This window comes from Streptomyces sp. NPDC048258 (assembly GCF_043201995.1).
Taxonomy (GTDB): Bacteria; Actinomycetota; Actinomycetes; order Streptomycetales; family Streptomycetaceae; genus Streptomyces.
This window is the reverse complement of record NZ_JBICZH010000002.1, coordinates 154076-171768: the sequence shown is the minus strand read 5'-3', so window position 1 is coordinate 171768 and position 17693 is coordinate 154076. Positions and strand designations below refer to the sequence as shown.

General features: G+C 71.5%; 15 protein-coding genes and 2 tRNA genes. 5 read left to right on the top strand and 12 right to left on the bottom strand.

The genetic code is table 11. The annotated features are described in order from the left end of the window. Positions 1–19 precede the first annotated feature (19 nt). Entirely contained in the window at positions 20–436 is a 417-nt protein-coding gene (locus ACGFYQ_RS04960; RefSeq protein WP_393740047.1) for a Fur family transcriptional regulator, read from the top strand. A 130-nt stretch (positions 437–566) separates the two neighbouring features. On the opposite strand, the gene ACGFYQ_RS04955 is transcribed toward ACGFYQ_RS04960, so the two are convergent. Further along, positions 567–640: transfer RNA gene (locus tag ACGFYQ_RS04955), tRNA-Met, on the bottom strand. 60 nt (positions 641–700) lie between these two features. After that, on the bottom strand, positions 701–1297 hold the full coding sequence (locus tag ACGFYQ_RS04950; protein ID WP_393740045.1) for a TetR/AcrR family transcriptional regulator: 597 nt from the start codon (positions 1295–1297) through the stop codon (positions 701–703). Positions 1298–1414: 117 nt separating this feature from the next. On the opposite strand from ACGFYQ_RS04950, the gene ACGFYQ_RS04945 reads away from it, so the two are divergent. Continuing rightward, on the top strand, positions 1415–2491 hold the full coding sequence (locus ACGFYQ_RS04945; protein ID WP_393740043.1) for an FAD-dependent oxidoreductase: 1077 nt from the start codon (positions 1415–1417) through the stop codon (positions 2489–2491). A 152-nt stretch (positions 2492–2643) separates the two neighbouring features. Here the strand turns inward: ACGFYQ_RS04945 and ACGFYQ_RS04940 are convergent, their stop codons facing one another. The 3 genes from ACGFYQ_RS04940 to ACGFYQ_RS04930 form a co-directional block, all read right to left on the bottom strand. Continuing rightward, complete coding sequence (locus ACGFYQ_RS04940) at positions 2644–4506, bottom strand: tetratricopeptide repeat protein (RefSeq protein WP_393740041.1); 1863 nt, start codon at positions 4504–4506, stop codon at positions 2644–2646. A 202-nt stretch (positions 4507–4708) separates the two neighbouring features. Next, positions 4709–4782, bottom strand: a tRNA-Met gene (locus ACGFYQ_RS04935). Between the two features lie 52 nt (positions 4783–4834). Beyond that, positions 4835–7714 carry a UPF0182 family protein gene (locus tag ACGFYQ_RS04930; protein ID WP_393740894.1) on the bottom strand — a complete coding sequence of 960 codons (2880 nt, stop codon included), beginning with the start codon at positions 7712–7714 and terminating at the stop codon, positions 4835–4837. A 131-nt stretch (positions 7715–7845) separates the two neighbouring features. On the opposite strand from ACGFYQ_RS04930, the gene ACGFYQ_RS04925 reads away from it, so the two are divergent. Then, positions 7846–8415: a PPA1309 family protein gene (locus tag ACGFYQ_RS04925; RefSeq protein WP_393740039.1), complete on the top strand. Its 570-nt coding sequence runs from the start codon at positions 7846–7848 to the stop codon at positions 8413–8415. A 17-nt stretch (positions 8416–8432) separates the two neighbouring features. On the opposite strand, the gene ACGFYQ_RS04920 is transcribed toward ACGFYQ_RS04925, so the two are convergent. The 4 genes from ACGFYQ_RS04920 to ACGFYQ_RS04905 all read right to left on the bottom strand — a co-directional run bounded on the left by ACGFYQ_RS04920 (position 8433) and on the right by ACGFYQ_RS04905 (position 12269). Then, the gene (locus tag ACGFYQ_RS04920) at positions 8433–9524 is read right to left on the bottom strand and encodes a PDZ domain-containing protein (RefSeq protein WP_393740037.1); all 1092 of its coding nucleotides are present in this window, start codon (positions 9522–9524) and stop codon (positions 8433–8435) included. 112 nt (positions 9525–9636) lie between these two features. After that, a complete protein-coding gene (locus ACGFYQ_RS04915; protein WP_393740035.1) occupies positions 9637–9834 on the bottom strand; it encodes a hypothetical protein in 198 nt (65 codons plus the stop codon). A gap of 322 nt (positions 9835–10156) precedes the next feature. Continuing rightward, positions 10157–10618 carry a molybdenum cofactor biosynthesis protein MoaE gene (locus ACGFYQ_RS04910; RefSeq protein WP_328927537.1) on the bottom strand — a complete coding sequence of 154 codons (462 nt, stop codon included), beginning with the start codon at positions 10616–10618 and terminating at the stop codon, positions 10157–10159. A gap of 469 nt (positions 10619–11087) precedes the next feature. Further along, positions 11088–12269 (bottom strand): SDR family oxidoreductase, encoded by a 1182-nt coding sequence (locus ACGFYQ_RS04905; protein ID WP_393740032.1) that lies wholly within the window; start codon positions 12267–12269, stop codon positions 11088–11090. A 192-nt stretch (positions 12270–12461) separates the two neighbouring features. On the opposite strand from ACGFYQ_RS04905, the gene ACGFYQ_RS04900 reads away from it, so the two are divergent. Both ACGFYQ_RS04900 and ACGFYQ_RS04895 read left to right on the top strand, forming a co-directional pair. After that, on the top strand, positions 12462–13877 hold the full coding sequence (locus ACGFYQ_RS04900; RefSeq protein ID WP_393740030.1) for a zinc-dependent metalloprotease: 1416 nt from the start codon (positions 12462–12464) through the stop codon (positions 13875–13877). Beyond that, positions 13874–14404: an NUDIX hydrolase gene (locus ACGFYQ_RS04895; protein ID WP_393740028.1), complete on the top strand. Its 531-nt coding sequence runs from the start codon at positions 13874–13876 to the stop codon at positions 14402–14404. Before ACGFYQ_RS04900 ends, ACGFYQ_RS04895 begins: the two co-directional genes overlap by 4 nt. 82 nt (positions 14405–14486) lie before the next feature. On the opposite strand, the gene ACGFYQ_RS04890 is transcribed toward ACGFYQ_RS04895, so the two are convergent. The 3 genes from ACGFYQ_RS04890 to ACGFYQ_RS04880 are packed head-to-tail and all read right to left on the bottom strand — an operon-like array spanning position 14487 to position 17595. After that, positions 14487–15242, bottom strand: coding sequence for an AIM24 family protein (locus ACGFYQ_RS04890; protein WP_393740026.1), 756 nt, complete (start codon positions 15240–15242; stop codon positions 14487–14489). Positions 15243–15259: 17 nt separating this feature from the next. Next, entirely contained in the window at positions 15260–15940 is a 681-nt protein-coding gene (locus tag ACGFYQ_RS04885; protein ID WP_215149254.1) for an AIM24 family protein, read from the bottom strand. Between the two features lie 20 nt (positions 15941–15960). Next, positions 15961–17595, bottom strand: coding sequence for a TerD family protein (locus ACGFYQ_RS04880; protein ID WP_393740024.1), 1635 nt, complete (start codon positions 17593–17595; stop codon positions 15961–15963). Between the last annotated feature and the right edge of the window lie 98 nt (positions 17596–17693).

Here is a 17693-nt window from a genome sequence, read left to right as displayed (position 1 = left end):
TCGCTGTTAGGCTGGCGTCATGAGTGACCTGCTGGAACGACTTCGCGGACGCGGATGGCGCATGACCGCACAGCGGCGTGTCGTGGCCGAGGTGCTCGACGGTGACCACGTTCACATGACGGCCGACGAGGTGCACGCGCGCGCTGTGGCCAAACTGCCGGAGATCTCCCGGGCGACGGTCTACAACACGCTGGGCGAGCTCGTGACCCTGGGCGAGGTCCTGGAGGTCTCCACGGACCGCCGCGCCAAGCGGTACGACCCGAACGCCCACCGGCCCCACCAGCACCTGGTCTGCGCCCAGTGCGGCGCGATCCGCGACGTCCACCCGGCGGGCAACCCGCTGGCCGACCTGCCGGACACGGAGCGCTTCGGCTTCGTCGTGTCGGCGGTCGAGGTGACGTACCGCGGGGTGTGCCCGAACTGCGCCGGCGCGTAACCGACGGAGCCGCGAAGAAGGGGCCGGGAGCTGACGCTCCCGGCCCCTTCTTCCATTTCCTGATGGCCCACACGATGGCCCAAAACGACTGAAGGCCCGGATCCAGAGGATCCGGGCCTTCAGCCTTCAGTAGCGGGGACAGGATTTGAACCTGCGACCTCTGGGTTATGAGCCCAGCGAGCTACCGAGCTGCTCCACCCCGCGTCGGTAAACACGACTTTACGTGAGGCCGCACCGCAGATGCAAATCAGTTGAGTACGGGCCCTAGCCCGCCAGCCCGCGGTGCAGCAGCGCGGTGAGGGTGTCGACCACCTCGTCGTCGTCGAAGGCGACCCCGCTGGTCATGGCCGCGTACCCCAGCATCGAGACCATGGCCCCCATCGCCGCGGCGACCAGCTCGGGGTCACCGGGCACCGGCTGGCCGCGCTCGCGCATGTACTCCAGATGCTCCCGCAGCGGCGCGGTGTCCCCCACGAGCCGCTCCCAGGCCTGCCCCGACCGGGGCGGCTCCGCCATGGACTTCTGGAAGAGGGCGACCACCACGGGCAGGTGGTCCCGGAAGACGCCCCAGGTGGCCGCGACGTGCGTACGCAGCTGCGCGCGGTCGGCGAGGTCGTGGTCGCGGGGGTGGTCGTCGACCCCGACCGCTTCGTCCACCTGCGCCCCCATGTCCGCGAGCAGCGCGTTCAGCAGCTCGTCCTTGCCGGCGAAGTGCTCGTAGAAGGACCCGGTGGAGCGGCCGGCCGCCTTGGTGATGTCAGTGATCTTCGTCTGCGTGTAGCCGCGCTCCAGGAAGACCGCCCGCGCGGCCTCCTTGAGCGCCGCCTCCGTACCGGCCGCCCGGTCCTTGCGCACTCCCACCGCGATCCCCGATCCCTCTTGACTCCGTCTCCGAGGCCTCATCATACTGAACCCGGTTTCACTGAATCTATATTCAGTGAATTGACATTCACCGAATGCCGGGAGGGGTTGGATCACATGCGTGTGTCAGTCATCGGGGGCGGAGTGGCCGGAGCGGCGAGCGCGATCGCGTTGCGTCGGCGCACGGGCGCCGAGGTCACGGTCTACGAGGCGTACGAGGATCCGGCGGGGCAGGTGGGCTCGTTCCTGAGCCTCGCCGTCAACGGGCTGCGCGGGCTGGACGAGCTGGGCTGCCTCGCCCAGGTCCAGGCGGCCGGCTTCCAGGTCGCCGACCAGCTGATGTGGTCGGCGTCGGGCAAGCTCCTCGGCACGGTGCCCCGCGGCCGGCTGGCCTCGGACACCCTGCACAGCACGACCCTGCTGCGCGGGCGGCTGGTGGAGGTCCTGCGCGCGGAGGCGGAGCGGGCGGGGGCCCGGATCGTGACGGGGCAGCGGGTGGACCCGGCGGCCGCGGAAGGAGACCTGGTCGTGGCGGCGGACGGCATCTGGTCGGCGACCCGCACCACGCTGGACCCGGCGGCGCCGGCCGTGGAGTACGCGGGCCTCTACAGCGTGTCGGGCGTCTCCGAGGGATTGGGTCTCGCCCCGGGCACCTTCCACATGGTCTTCGGCCACCGGGGCGCGTTCCTGTACATCCCGGCGCCGGACGGCACGGTGTGGTGGTCGGCCCAGGTGGCCTCACCGGAGCCCCCGGACCCGGCGGAGGTCACCCTGGGCCTGCTGACGGAGCTGTACGGCTCCTCGCGGATGCCGCTCGACGTACTGCGGGCGGCGACGCGGGTCGACCGCGCGATGCCGATGCACCGGCTGCCGGAGCTGCCCGTCTGGCACGACGGCCGCACCGTGGTCATCGGCGACGCCGCGCATCCGGTGGGCGCCGGGCAGGGCGCGTCGATGGCGATCGAGGACGCGGTGGCCCTGGCCGGGTGCGTCTCGGAGGCGCCGGACATCCCGTCGGCCCTGGCCGCGTACACCCGGCTGCGCCGTCCCCGTGCGGCCCGCATGACCAAGGCCGCCGCGACCAACCGCGACTCCAAGACCCCGGGCACGCTCCAGCGCCGCGTCAACGACCTCCTGATGCCCTTCGTCTTCCGCCACACGTATGCCCGCGCCACGTCCTGGCTCTACCGGTAATCCACCCAGCCCCGCCGGGCACATTCCAGCCCCGCCGGCGTTTGAGGCGCGGGGTCTGGGGCAGCGCCCCGGCAACGGCGCCGCACCCGACAACCGCGGAGCCCCGGCAACGGCACCGCCCCCGCAGGAACGGCGGAGCCCCCGGCCAGGGATCAGGCCGAGAGCTCCTCCGCAAGCGCCTCCCGAAGCCGAGCCGCCCGCTCCGACACTTCCTCCGGCCCCAACTCCATGGCCCGCACGCACCACTTCTGCCCCTCCGCCAGGTCCCCGTGCCGCGCCGCCAGCAGCCCCAGCCGCAGCGCGGCGCGACCGTGGCCCGCCACCGCCGCACGGGTCCACCACAGGGCGGCCTCCGGCTCGCTCCCCTCGCGGGCCAGCAGCAGCCCCAGGTTGAACGCCCCGTTCCGGGACCCGGCCTCGGCCGCCTCCCGGTACCAGCGCGCGGCGACCGCCAGGTCGCCCCGGGCCGCGGCCAGCATGCCGACCCGCACCTGGGCCCGGCGGTGGCCCAGCTCGGCGGCCCGCTCGTACCACTCCTCGCTCTCGGTCCGCGGCGCGCCGCCCACCGGCTCGCCCAGCGCCACGGGCTCCGGCGGCGGAGCCAGCGACTCCAGCAGCGAGGCCAGCCGGAAGGCTGCCTCCGCACTGCCGCCGCCCGCCGCGCACCGCAGGTGCCGCTCGGCGGCCCGCTCCTCCCCGTCCCGGACCAGCGCGATGCCGACCTGGAGCGCGGCGTCGGTGTGTCCCGCCGACGCGGCCCGCTCGTACCACTTCAGCGCCGTACGGTCCTCGTCGCGGCTGGCGAACAGGATCCCCAGGTTGAACGCGGCGTCGACGCTGCCCGCCTCGGCCGCCTTCGAGAACCACGGCTCGGCACCCTCCGCGTCGCCACCCTGGAGCAGCAGGATGGCCAGCGCGTTGGCCGCCTCGCGGTGTCCGGCGTACGCGGCGCGCCGGTACCACTGCTCGGCCTGCGCGGTCCGGTCCTGTGCGACGCACAGCAGAGCAAGGTTGTACGCCCCGTTTTGATCGCCCGCGTCCATGGCGGTCCGGTACCAGCGCTCCGCGGTCTGGGTCTCCCCGCGCGCCGCGTGCAGCGCGCCCAGGGCGTTCGCGGCGTTGCCGTCGCCGTCCTGCGCCGCCCGGTGCCACCAGGCGGCGGCGCTGTCCTCGTCCCCGGCGTCGCGCAGCAGGAAGCCCAGCGCGCAGGCCGCCCGGGCCTCGCCCTGCTTGGCGGAGGTCAGGTACCAGCGCCCTGCCTCCTTGAGCTCCCCGCGCGCCTCCAGCAGCGCGCCCAGGTGCAGCGCGGCACGGCGGTGCCCGCGCGCGGCGGCCTGCCGGTACCACTGCTCGGCCTCGGTGGGGTCGCCCTTCCGCAGGTGCCGCGCGAGCCGGTACGCGGCTTCGCGGTGCCCCTGTTCCGCGGCGGCGCGGAACCACCGCTCGACGCCCTTGTCCCCCCGGTGTTCCAGCAGGTCGGCCAGCCCGTACGCGCCCAGGGCGTGGCCGGATTCCGCCGCCTGGCGGAGCCAGTACTCGGCGGCGGGCTCGTCCCCGCGCTCGCGGAAGTGGCGGCCCAGGGCGTGCGCGGCCGGCGCGGATCCGGCCACGGCGGCGACCCGCCACCAGCCGGCCGCCTCCTCGGGGTAGCCCCGCTGGTGGAGCAGTACGCCCAGGTTGTTCGCGGCGGCGCGGTCCCCTTCCCCGGTGGCGCCGCGCAGGTACGGCTCGGCGCCGGCGAGGTCGCCGCGGCGCAGCAGCAGCGCCCCGAGCACGCTCATGGCACCCGGGTCGCCCTTGTCGGCGGCCACCCGGTGCCGGGCTTCCAGCTCGGCGTCGCTCGCCGTATCGGTCTCGGCGAACACTTCCTCCGCGCTGTGCTTGTCCAAGAATTCCGCATCGGTCAGCGCGGTCTGCGCGTTGGCAACGGGAGCCGACTCACCGGCTCCCGTACCCGGCTCGGCCTCCGCCCTCACAAACCGCCCTGTCTCCAGCAGAGTTGACCTGTCCCCCATAAATCCCATCGTCGCATCACCTGCTACCCGCGTACACCTGGTATGTCGCAGCCAGTGAGGTCACTACAGCGTTTTGTCGACATGCCCATAGAGAGTCAAGTCAAACACGCTCCCGCCCCAACTCACCCTTGTTGGCTACCGCGTGTCCGTCCCTGGGCATGACGAAGGCCCGGATCCCATGGATCCGGGCCTTCATCTTCAGTAGCGGGGACAGGATTTGAACCTGCGACCTCTGGGTTATGAGCCCAGCGAGCTACCGAGCTGCTCCACCCCGCGTCGGTGAAACCACAGTATCACGACGCGGGACGGAACCATTACCGATTTATCGCTAGCTGCCCGGCTTGGGCGCGGTCAGCTTCGCCTCCGCGTCGATCGCCCGCTGCAGCGCCGCCTTGATCTCGTCCTGCGCCTTGCCGAAGGCCGCCCAGTCACCGGACTGCCTGGCCTTCTCGGCGTCCTCGATGGCCTTCTGGGCGTCGGTGAGCGCCGCCTTCACCGTCGGGTCCGTTGCGGCCGGCGGCGTCGTGCCGTCGCCCGGCGGCTGCGTCGGAGGCACCGGCGTGGTCGGGGCCTCGGCCCCGAAGACCACGTTCAGCGCCTTCTCCAGCGTGTCCTCGAACGCGGTCTGGCCGCCGTAGGTCACGAGCACCTTGCGCAGCAGCGGGTACTTCAGGCCCGAACTGCGCACGTACACCGGCTCCACGTAGAGCATTCCGCCGTCGAGCGGGACCGTGAGCAGGTTTCCGTACTCGACCTCCGAGTCGCCACCGCGCAGCAGGCGGATCGACTCGGCGATCTTCGGTTCGGACTGGAACTTGCTCTGGACCTGCTTGGGGCCGTCGACCGGCTTGCTCGTCGGCAGCTTCAGGACGCTGATCTTGCCGTAGTCCGGGGTGCCCGGATCGGCGTTGACCGCCATGAAGGCGCTCAGGTTGTCCCGCTCGTTCGGCGTGAACGTCGTCGTGAGCGAGAAGACCTGGTCCTTCTCCGTCTGGCCCGGCAGCTTCATCGACAGGTAGTACGGCGGGACCGCCGTGCCGGCCTTGGTCGTCGGGTCGTCCGGGACGGCCCAGGCCTCACTGCCGCTGAGGAAGGTCTGCGGGTCGGTGACGTGGTAGCGGGTCAGCAGCTCGCGCTGGACCTTGAACAGGTCCTGCGGGTAGCGCAGGTGGTCCATGAGCGGCTTGGAGATCTCGCTCTTGGGCTTCACCGTGCCCGGGAACGCCTTCATCCAGGTCTTCAGGACCGGGTCCTGGGTGTCCCACTGGTACAGGCTGACCGTGCCGTCGTACGCGTCGACGGTGGCCTTCACCGAGTTGCGGATGTAGTTGACCTGGTTCTCCTGCGCCACCACCGCGCGCTGGCTGTTGGTCAGCGAGTCCGCGGTGCTCTGGCCCAGCGTGGTGCGCGAGGCGTAGGGGTAGCCGTTGGTCGTCGTGTAGGCGTCGACGATCCACTTGATCCGGCCGTCCACGACCGCCGGGTACGGGGCGCCGTCGATGGTCAGCCACGGCGCGACGGCCTCGACGCGCTCCTTGGGCGTGCGGTTGTACAGGATCCGCGAGCCGTCGCCGATGGCCCCGGAGTACAGGATCTGCGGCTCGCTGAAGGTCAGCGCGTAGGCCGCCCGGTTGATCGGGTTGTCGAGGCTGACGCCGGACTTCCCGGTGTAGCTCGTCTCCTTCTCGCCCTTGTCGTCCGAGTAGTCGAGCTCCTTCTGCGGTCCGCCGACGATCGAGTACTGCTTCGTCTGCTCGCCGTAGTAGACGCGCTGCTCGAAGTCCGTGCCGAACATCCCCTTGGAGGGCAGGTCGGACTGGGTGAAGTCGGGCGCGCCCTGGTCGCCGACCGTGGTGCCCTTGGCCGCGACCACTCCGTAGCCGTGCGTGTACTTGAAGTGGTCGTTGATCCAGTTGTTCTTCGGGATGCCGCCGATGTTCAGCTCGCGCAGCCCGATGACGGTGTCCTGGCCGCTGTACCGGTCCACGGCGAGGGTGGACGGGAAGGCGTAGTAGCCCTTGACCTGCTGGAGTTGCTGGAAGGCCGGCGAGACGATGTTCGGGTCGAGGAGGCGGACGCTGGCGGTCGTGTCGGCCGCCTTGCGCAGCTGGCCCTTGTCCGTCCCCGCGGCGGGAACGCCCGGGTAGTCCTTGACCTGGGAGCCTGCGATCCCGTAGGCGTCGCGCGTCGCCTTGATGTTCTTCTCGACGTACGGGGATTCCTTGGCCTGCTCGTTGGGCTGGACCTGGAACTTCTGCACGATCGCCGGATACAGGCCGCCGATCAGGATCGCCGAGAGCACCATCAGACCGAAGCCGATGACCGGCAGCTGCCAGGTGCGTCGCCAGAGCGTCGCGAAGAACAGCGCGGCGCAGATCGCGGCGATGGCCACGAGGATCGTCTTCGCCGGGAGGTACGCGTTCGCGTCGACGTAGCGCAGACCGGTCCAGTTGTCGGCGGCCTTGAAGTCACTGGACTTCACGGCGAGGCCGTACCGGTCGAGCCAGTACGCGACCGCCTTCAGCGTGACGAAGAGGCCGAGCAGCACCGACAGGTGGCCGGTCGCCGCCGCGGTGGCCCGGGCGCCGGGGCTGGTTACGCGCAGTCCGCCGTACAGGTAGTGCACGACGGCCGCGGCGATCACGGACAGCACGACCGCGGCGAAGCCGAAGCCGAGCAGGAAGCGGTACCAGGGCAGGTCGAAGGTGTAGAACGACACGTCGAGGTGGAACTCGGGGTCCTTCTGCCCGAAGGGCACCCCGTTCACGTACATCAGCCAGGTCTTCCACTGGCCGGCCGCCGAGGCGCCGGCGATGAGGCCGACGATCACGGCGATGCCCAGGAGCAGCCACTTCTTGTACGGGGCGATGCTCATCCGGTAGCGGTCGAGGCTCTGCTGCTCCATCGACATCGCGCTGAGCGGCGGCCGCAGCCGGTGCGCCAGCCAGATGTTGAACCCGACGGCACCCGCCATCAGCAGACCGAAGACGGAGAAGAGGCCGATCTTCGTCCAGAGCGTGGTGGTGAAGACCGTGGAGTACTTCACCGAGCGGAACCAGAGCCAGTCCGTCCAGAAGCCCGCGAACATGATGAAGAGCATGGCCAGGACGGCCAGTACGCCCAAGGTCATGAGGAGAGTGCGGGCTCGCCGGGACGGGCGGCCGACTCTCATCCGTGGCCCCGAAGGGCCTCCGCCGCGGTCCGGCATCTGGAAAGCCAAGGTGCGCACCTCGAAAGTCGCTGAGTCTGGTATTGAACGGGCACCCGATCCTAGAGCCCTACTCATCCAACTTTCCGAGGCCTTGGTCAGTTCCCGGTATCCGGTGGAAAGGAGGCAGGATGTTGTCCATGTCCAACCTTTCCCCTTCCCCCGGCACGCCCATGGCGGCCAGCCCGCTGACCCGTGCCTGCCTCGAAATCGACGAGTACGCGGCCGGCCTCGGCTGGGACAAGCCCGCCCGCCTGTTCGCACTCGTCGACACCGCCCGGCTCAAGAAGCAGGAGCCGCGCCTCGCGAGCCAGCTCGGTCTCGACCAGGACGACGCCGGCAAGTCCTCCCTCACCCCGGTCGAGCAGGACGAGGTCCCGGCGGGGACCCCGCTCGACAAGTTCCTGGGCACCATCGCCTGGCCCGATTCCGTCGTCGGCTGCGCGCTGACGGTGGAGCGGCTGATGCTGCCGCCGTCCGCGGAGGCCTCCGTACCGGAGGGGCTGAGCGACAAGCAGCTGGCGAAGTGGGTCGCCGGACACCCGGAGCGGCAGGAGGTCCGCCTGACGGTGGCCGTGCTGCGCGACGGCTCGCGCGAATCGGCCGTACGGCTGCGCGAGAAGGACTCCTCGACCGAGGTCCTCACCGGTGGGAACCTGGTGCCCGGACTGGCCGAGGCACTGGCGGCGACCTTCTCGTAGCAGGGGCCCGGGGCCGGTCAGGGCTTGGCGCTGCACTGCGGCAGCCCGGCCGTGTCCCCCTTGCTGATCTTCTCCAGCGACTGCGTGGCGTCGCCGATGGTGGAGACCTTGACCAGGGTCAGCCCGTCGGGCACGTGGGCGGCGGCGGTGGCGCAGTTCTCGGCCGGGGTCAGGAAGTACTCGGCGCCGGCCTGGCGGGCGCCGATGGTCTTCATCTGGATGCCGCCGATGGGCCCGACCTTGCCCGCGTCGTCGATGGTGCCGGTGCCCGCGACGAACTTGCCGCCGGTCAGGTCCTCCGGGGTGAGCTTGTCGACGATGCCGAGGGCGAACATCAGCCCGGCGCTGGGGCCGCCGACGTCGGCGAGCTTGATGTCGATCGTGAACGGGAAGGTGTGGTCGGTCCCGGCGCGGATGCCGACGATGGCGTGCCCGTCGCCCTCCGCCTTGCCCGCGGTGATGGTGACCTTGGTGGTGCCGACGGGTTCGCGGTTCGCCTTCGCCGCCTCGGCCGCCTCCGCGGCGGGCACGATGGTGAACTCGACCGGCTCCCCGGGCTTGTGCTTGGTGACGAGCTTGGCCACGTCCTCCGGGGCGTTGACGGGGGCGCCGTCCACGGCCTTGATGACGTCACCGGCGTGCAGCGTGCCGTCGGCGGGGCTGGCCTTGACCACGGAGGCGACGATGACGCGGGCGGAGACCGGGACGCCGAGCTGCTTGAGAGCGGCCACCTTGGCGCTCTGCTGCGACTGGCTGAACTCCTCGGCGTTCTCCTGGGTGGACTCCGCGTCCGTCTTGCCGTTCGGGTAGAGGTTCTCGTGCGGCACGACGATGTTGTCGCCGGCCAGCCACCCGTACACCGCTTCCACCAGGTTCATGTCGTAGTCCGCGCCGGTGACGCGGACCGTCGTCATGTTGAGGTGCCCGCTCGTCGGGTACGTCTTGCGCCCCGAGATGTTGAGGACGGGCTCGCCGTGCGAGTCCCCGAGCGTGTTCACGGTCGGACCGGGGCTCATCTCGGAGTACGGGACCTTGATGAACACCCCTGCGCAGAGCAGCGCGAACAGCATGAGGGTGGAGGCGAGCATCGTCGCAGTGCGGCGTGGCATGCATCCGACAGTACGGGACGGCCATGGCGAGCGGCCCGTGGGGCCGGTCCGTACGGGGCCGTGCGCGGAGCCCTCAGGCTCTCGGTGATCTCGGGGCCCCTCACGGGACGCGTCAGACGGCGTCGGAACCGGAGTGAGCCTCTGCCTTTTGCCTGGCCTGTTCGGCCTTTCCCATGGCTTCGCGGAAGCGTGCGTAGCCGGCGAGCTCGGATATGTCGCCTTGCGTGCGGTCGCGTGCCGCCCAGCTGCCCCATATCGCCGCTCCGATCGCGGCGAACAGCGGAATCAGCAACCACGCCAGTGACGCCATGGGCGTGCCTCCCTACCCCGAAGTACGTGTCGTTGGTGGCTTCAACGCTGCTGCCCGGGAAGGGGTTACGCAAATCGAGGGCGTGTTGCGCGGCCGAACGGGTGCGAGGCTACCCCCTTCGGGAGGCAGCTCCACGACCGGGGGGTTCACAGCATGCGCCGATCCACCCCTCGGTGCCGTCAGCAGGCGCCGACCCGCTCCTCCGTGCCGTCGGCGAAGGCCCCTTCCTCCCCGGCCGCCCTCGCACTGCTCGGCGCCAGGGCGCCTCACAGGCTTCGGCCGCCTGCGCCGGACTCCGTCCGTCGGCTCGCCCGGGCCGGCTTCAGCAGGCGCCGACCCACTCCTCCGTACCGTCGGCGAAGGTCTGGTGCTTCCAGATCGGGACCTCGTGCTTGAGGTCGTCGATCAGCATCCGGCAGGCTTCGAAGGCCTCGCCGCGGTGCGGGCAGGACACGGCGACGACGACCGCCAGGTCACCCACGGCCAGGTCGCCCACGCGGTGCACGGCGGCCAGGGCGCGGACCGGGTACTTGGCCACGACGCGCTCGGCGACCCGGCGCATCTCGGCCTCGGCCGTCGGGTGGCAGGAGTAGCCGAGCGAGTCGACGTCCGCCCCGCTGTCGTGGTTGCGCACCGTACCGACGAAGAGCGTCGTACCGCCCGTCGCGTCGTCGCCGACGGCCTGGAAGACCTCGTCGATCGAGAGCGGGGTGTCACGGATCGCGAGCAGCCGGATCGGGTCCTGCGCGGCCTGCTCGCCGGGGTGATCGAAGTGCGGTGCCATGCCTTCATCGTGCCCTAGCCGCTGACAAGGCGAAATAGCTGATTCGCCCGGGCCGCGCCCGCCTGCTTGGGAGCCTCCTACAGAAACCCACTGGTGGCGGCCGCATCCGCCCCCGGCGCGAAGCCATCTCCAGCCCCGCCGGCGTTTGAGGCGCGGGGCCCAGCCATCTCCAGCCCCGCCGACGCTTGAGGCACGGGGCCCAGCCATCTCCAGCCCCGCCGACGCTTGAGCCGCGGAGCCCAGCCATCTCCAGCCCCGCCGACGCTTGAAGCACGGGGCCCAGCCATCTCCAGCCCCGCCGACGCTTGAGGCACGGGGCCCAGCCATCTCCAGCCCCGCCGGCGTTTGAGGCGCGGGGTCCGGGGCGGAGCCCCGGAAAGCCCGGGCGCAGCCCGGGGCCGCTTGCGCGGCGGCGCCGCAGGGGCCCGGACCCGGCCCGGCCGGGCAGCGGGCCGGGCAGCGGGCCGGGTCAGAGCCCCCGGCGCCGACGGGCCGCACGGACCACCGCGGCGGCACCCAGCAGCGCGACCGTCGCACCCGCCGCACCCGCGGCGGTGGCGTCCTTGCGCCCCAGCCGCCGCCCCGCGACCGTGTGCCGCCCCGCGACCTCCTGGAGCAGCTCGGCCAGCACCTCCTCGTTGGTCCACCGCGGCCGCCAGCCCGCCGCGTGCAGCCCGCTGACGCTGACCACCCACGGGTGCATGGTGTACGCCAGGTCCCCGGCCGGGGAGGGCGTCAGCCCGATCCGGTGCAGCCGGGCCGCGGCGCCCAGGGCGACCGCCGAGGGCAGCTCCATGCGGCGGATCCCGCTCAGCTCCTCGACCTCCTCCTGCTCCAGCCAGCCCTCGCAGCCCACCGCGAGCTCGCCCTCGACCTTCTCCAGCGCCGCGTACTCCAGCGCACTGACCAGGTCCTCGACGTGGCAGAACTGCCAGGTGGGACGGGATCCGGCGACCACGAGCAGGCGCGGGGACTCGAAGTACCGGGTCAGGGCGGTGTCCGTGCCGCCGACCAGGACCGCGGGGCGGATCACCGTGACGTTCAGGCCGGGGTGCGCCCGCGGTGCCCGGCGGCCCAGCCGTTCGATCTCCAGCAGGTCCCCGACCCCGGTCGCCTCCGCCGTGGCCCGCAGCTCGGAGTCCTCGGAGAGCGGGATGTCGTTGTCGGGCAGGGCCCCGTAGACCATCGCGGAGGTGCACAGCACGACCCGGTGCACCCCGGCCGCCGCGGCGGCCGTGAGCACGGTCTGGGTCCCGCGCACGTTGTACGCCGTACGGGCCGCCGGGTCCGTCTCCAGATCCAGGTCCAGCGCCAGGTGCACGACGACGTCGGCGCCGCGCAGCTTCTCGGCGATCGCGGGGTCCCGTACGTCCAGGACGTGCCACTGCGCGGCCGCGCAGTCCCCGCGCCGCTCGTCGATCGCCACGACCTGCTTGACCTCGTCGGAGGCGGCCAGGCGGCTCACCAGGGCCGCGCCGACGCCCGACGCGGCGCCGGTCACGGCGATCACGGGGCCTCGCACGGCCGGGTTTCGCGGCTGGCGAACGTCGTGCGCGTTGTCACGCTCTGGGCGGTTTTCGGGGTCGGGCGTCACGCGGCTGTCCTTATCCGAGCTGTGCTTGTCCAAAGGGTGCGGATCTGGGGAACTCACCGGGCGTCTCCAGCGGTTGTCTTCAGTAGGGACGCGCCGTGACGCGTACCCACCAGGTGATGTCCATCCTGCCGCAGCCCAGGAGTCGGCGGAGCACCGAGCCCGTAAGCGGCTCTGGTGTCTACGCTGGGTGGTGTTGTCGGACCATTGCCCGTCGGCACCCGCCGGCGGCCCTACGAGCCGAGGAAACCCGTGAGCGACACCCCATTCGGATTCGGCCTTCCGCCGGAGGAGCCGGAGGACGGCGACGAGGGCAAGAAGAAGGGCAATCAGGGCGGCCAGGGCGGCCCGGCGAATCCGTTCGGGTTCCCCGGCATGGGCCTGCCGGGCCCGGGCGGCGCGGGCGGTCCCGGCGGCGCGGACAATCCGTTCGCGGCGATGTTCGGCTCGATGAACCCGAACGACCTCGGCGCGGCCTTCCAGCAGCTCGGCCAGATGCTCAGCTACGAGGGCGGTCCCGTGAACTGGGACATGGCCAAGGACATCGCCCGCCAGACGGTCGCGCAGGGCACGGCGGACGGCGTGAAGGACGCCAGCGTCGGCGTCGCCGAGAAATCCGCCGTCGAGGAGGCCATGCGCCTCGCCGACCACTGGCTGGACGGCGTGACCTCGCTGCCCGCGGGCGCCGCCACGGCCGTCGCGTGGAGCCGCGCCGAGTGGGTCGAGGCGACCCTCCCGGTGTGGAAGGAACTCGTGGACCCGGTCGCCGAGCGGGTCGGCGCGGCCATGGGCAGCGTGCTGCCCGAGGAGATGCAGGCCATGGCGGGCCCGCTGCTCGGGATGATGCGCTCCATGGGCGGGGCCATGTTCGGCCAGCAGATCGGCCAGGCCGTGGGCGTGCTCGCGGGCGAGGTCGTCGGCTCGACCGACATCGGGCTGCCGCTGGGCCCGGCCGGCAAGGCCGCGCTGCTGCCGCTGAACATCGAGAGCTTCGGCAAGGACCTGGGCGTCCCGGCGGACGAGGTGCGGCTGTACCTGGCCCTGCGCGAGGCGGCCCACGCCCGGCTCTTCGCCCACGTGCCGTGGCTGCGCTCGCACCTGTTCGGCGCGATCGAGGGCTACGCCCGCGGTATCAAGGTCGACACCTCGAAGCTGGAGGACGTGGTCGGCCAGCTGGACCCGTCGAACCCGGAGCAGCTGCAGGAAGCGCTGCAGGGCGGCATGTTCCAGCCGCAGGACACCCCCGAGCAGAAGGCCGCGCTGGCCCGCCTGGAGACGGCGCTCGCGCTGGTCGAGGGCTGGGTCGACGCGGTGGTGCACGAGGCCGCGAAGCCGCGTCTGACCTCGGCGGACGCGATGCGCGAGACCATGCGTCGGCGGCGTGCCTCGGGCGGCCCGGCGGAGCAGACCTTCGCGACGCTGATCGGCCTGGAGCTGCGCCCGCGCCGGCTGCGCGACGCCTCGCGGCTGTGGGCCTCGCTCACCGACGCGCGGGGTGTGGACGGCCGCGACGGGCTGTGGGAGCACCCGGACATGCTGCCGACGGCCTCCGACCTGGACGACCCGGACGGCTTCGTGCACCGCGAGCAGCTCGACTTCTCCGAGATCGACAAGATGCTCGGCGAGGCCGCCCGCAAGCGCGACGAGGACGGCGACGAGAAGAAGTGAGCCTGCACGAAGACGCGGTCCTCGTCCTCAAGGGCTACGAGGACCAGCCCGAGCTGCGCGATGTCTACCTGGGGCACCTGGCCGCCCATCCGGACGGGGTCTACAAGCCCTGCGGGGCCGGGCACATCACCGGCAGCGCGCTGGTGATCGACCCGGAGCGGGAGCGCGTCCTGCTGACTCTGCACAAGAAGCTGGGCATGTGGCTGCAGATGGGCGGCCACTGCGAGCCCGGCGACGCCACCCTCGCCGAGGTGGCGCTGCGCGAGGCCCGCGAGGAGTCGGGCATCGCGTCCGGGCTGAGCCTGCTGCCCGGCGGGCCGGTGCGCCTCGACCGGCATCCGATCCCGGCGCCCTGCAACTGGCACCTGGACGTGCAGTACGCGGCGCTGGCGCCGGCCGGCGCGGAGGCGGAGATCAGCGAGGAGTCCCTGGACCTGCGCTGGTTCCAGTACGAGGAGGTGGCGGCGGTGGCCGACACCTCGGTCGTACGGCTGCTGGAGGCGACCTTGGCGCGGCTCGGCGCGTGACGTCACGCGCGACACCGTGACATGAGGAAGGGGCGGTCCCGGATGCCCGGGGCCGCCCCTTCCTCGTGCCTTCGCCGTATCGCTAGTTCCAGGCGTTGTTCTGGTTCTGCGCGTGCGAACCCTGCTGGCCCATGCCGAACTGCGCCGCGGCGCCCTGGCCGAGCTGGGCGTTCTGCGGCGGCAGCACCTCGCTGGGCTGCACGAGGGCGAAACCGGTGCCGAGGAAACTCAGCTCCCAGCCCTCGCCGGTGTTGCCGCGCCGGCGCCAGACTCCGGTGGAGTGCGTCTGGGCCTGCATCTGCACCCGCAGCGAGGTGGACCAGGCGACGATCGCGTCCGCGTCGGCGTTGACGTACTTGTCGGGCGTGACCTGCATCATCAGCGGCTGCCCGGAGGTCATCAGCGCGACCTTGCCGCGGCCGGTGATGTTGAGCTGGTACTTGCCGGACCCGGAGATTCCGTACTGGCTGTCCACCGCGATGACCTCGGTGTGCAGGGTGGAGTCCAGGGCCAGGACATAGCTGCTGTCGACGGTGAGGCCGTCCTGGTCCACGTCCACGACGTGCACGTACTGGGCCAGGTTGGCGAGGTAGACCGTGCCCTGCCCGGAGCAGCGCATGAGGTCCAGGCCCTCGCCGGTGCGACGGCGGGCGCCCCGCTGGTTGGCGCTCTGGTACTCGCCGTCGAAGTCGATGATCCCCTGGTAGGCGACCATCGCGCCCTTGCGGGCGAGCACGTCGTCGTGGCCGGTCAGCGAGACCCGTAGCAGCTGCGGGTTCTGGACGGCGTACCGCTCCTGGGACTGCGCCTCGGCGTGGGCGAAAAGTGCGCTCTGCATGATGTGTCCGCTCCCCCTCAGCCCCGGGCCCGGAGCCGGTCGGTGCTGTCCTCGCTGGGCTGTACGACGACGATTCCCTGGCCGGAGAAGGCCATCTGGTAGGCCTCCCCGCTGCCCCGGCCGATCATCGACGAGGCTTTGAAGCTGCGCTTCCCCTTGACCTTGAGATTCGGCGACCAGGCGACGAGCGCGTCCGGGTCGACGTAGGTCTCGTCCTCGCCGCGGCCGCAGTCGACCACGATCGGGGTGCCGCGGGAGGTGATCGCGACCCAGCCGGTGCCGGCGACCTGCACGTTGAAGAGGCCCTGACCGGCGAACTTCGCCATGCCCTTGACCCGCTCGACGCCCCACTGGAGGTGGGCGTCGAAGGCGAGCAGGTTGGTGCCGTTGACGGAGAGGGCGTCGTTGTTGAGGTTGATGACGACCACGTCGGCGCCGTAGTCGGCGAGGTAGAGCAGGCCGTCGCCGGTGCACTTCATCAGCGGGGCGCCCTCGCCGGTGAGCCACTGCGAGGCCATCTGGCGGACGGCCGGCGGGTTGGGCTCGTACTGCACGAAGCCTTCGTACGCGACCATCGAGCCGGTGCGGGCGAAGAGGTCCTGGCCGCTCTGCATGGCGACCTTGAGCATGGCCCGGCCGTGGTTCTCCATGCGGGCCGTGACGGGGGTCGGGGCGTAGCCCGCGAGCTGCTGGTTCATTGCGTTCATGTCGGGCTCCCTCAGACCTCGTACGGCTGGACGACGATGAAGTTGCCGGGAGCGCCGCGGAACTGGAGGTTCACGGTCTCCCCGCTGTGGCCGGGGTAGGCGTTGCGCCGGAGCCGGACCTGACTGGAGATGATCACCTGTGAGGCGGCCGACCACGCCACGATGGCGTTGCTGTCCGCGAAGGTGGTCGGGGTGACGGGGAGGACGACCGGGACGCCGTGCGTCTTGACGATCACGGTGCCGGTCCCCTGGAACTGCATGGTGAACAGGGCGCCGCCGGGGATGCCGTGGCCCTCGATGCGGCGGACCTCGTGCTGGAGCGACTCGTCGAAGGCGAGGACGCTCTCGGCGGAGACGCAGATTCCGTCGCCCTGGAGCTCGATGGCGTGCAGGTGCGCGCCGTTCTCGGCGAGGAAGACCTGGCCGCGGCCGGTGCAGCGCATCAGCTGCATCTCCTGGCCGGTGGCGTTGCCGACGATGCGGCCGGCGAAGCCCGCGCCCTTGTAGCTGAAGTCGACCTTGCCCTGGTAGAGGACCATGCTGCCCTGGCGGGCGAGGACGGCCTGGCCGCCCATCGACAGGTCGACGCGCATGAGCTGCTGGTTCTGCGGGGTCCAACGGGCGCCCGTGGGGGCTTCCTTGTACGGCTGGAGCGCGGCGGCGAGACCGGCTGCGACGGGGGCGGCGCCCTGCGGGGCGTAGCCGGGCTGCTGGCCGCCGGGCGGGTACTGGCCGGGAGCCTGCCCGGGGAACTGGCCCGGGACCTGGCCGTACGAGGGCTGCTGCCCGTAGGGGGCGGGGGCCGGAGCGGGCGGGGGGACCTGGCCGTACGAGGGCTGCTGCGGCGGCTGGCCGTACGGCGCGGGGGCGGGCGGCGCGATCGGCGCGGCCATGGTGGGCGCACTGTGCTGCGGGTAGGCCTGCGGCTGCGGGGCGGGCGCGGGAGCGGGCGGCGCACCGAAGGAGGGCGCGGGAGCCGGGGCCTGCGGTGCCGGTGCCTGGGCGGGGGCGCCGAAGGACGGTGCCTGAGCCTGCGGGGCGGGCGCGGCCGCCTGCGGCGGCGGGGCGAACCCGGGCGCGGCGCCCGTCTGCGCCGGGGCCTGCTGCGGCTGCTCCTCCTCGGCGACCTCGCCGCCGAAGTTCTTGAGCAGCGCGGCGAGTCCTCCGTCGAAGCCCTGGCCGACGGCGGCGAAGCGCCATACGTCCTTGAGGTAGAAGTCGCCGAGCATCACGGCCCGCTCGGTGGTGAACTCCGCACCGGTGAACGAATACCGGACGACTTCCTCGCCGCCCGCGACGATCCGGATGTAGCCCGGGCCGATCTGCGACATCTGGCCGGCGCCGTCGATGGTGGCGGTGAAGGACAGCTTGTGGATGGACGCCGGCACGCGGTCCAGCGTCACCCGGAAGGATTCGGTGTCTCCGGCCTGAGCGCCGAGCTGCTGGATGGACTCCTCGGGCGACTTCGGCTGGTTGAAGAAGACGAAGTAACGGTCGTCGGACAGCTGCTCGTTCACGTCGAGGCCGAAACAGCTGATGTCGAAGGTGAGTCCGGGCCCGGCGATCTGGACGCCCACGTACAGATCGGTGCCCGCCGTCAGATCACTGATCTTGGCCTTGTGGCCCCGTTGGAATTCCCTGCCCATACGTAACGACCGTCCCCCATCCCGACTGTGATTGCGTGCCGCTCAGGCTAACGGCAACTGCCGACATCCGGCCAAGTCGGTACCGACCCGGTACATAT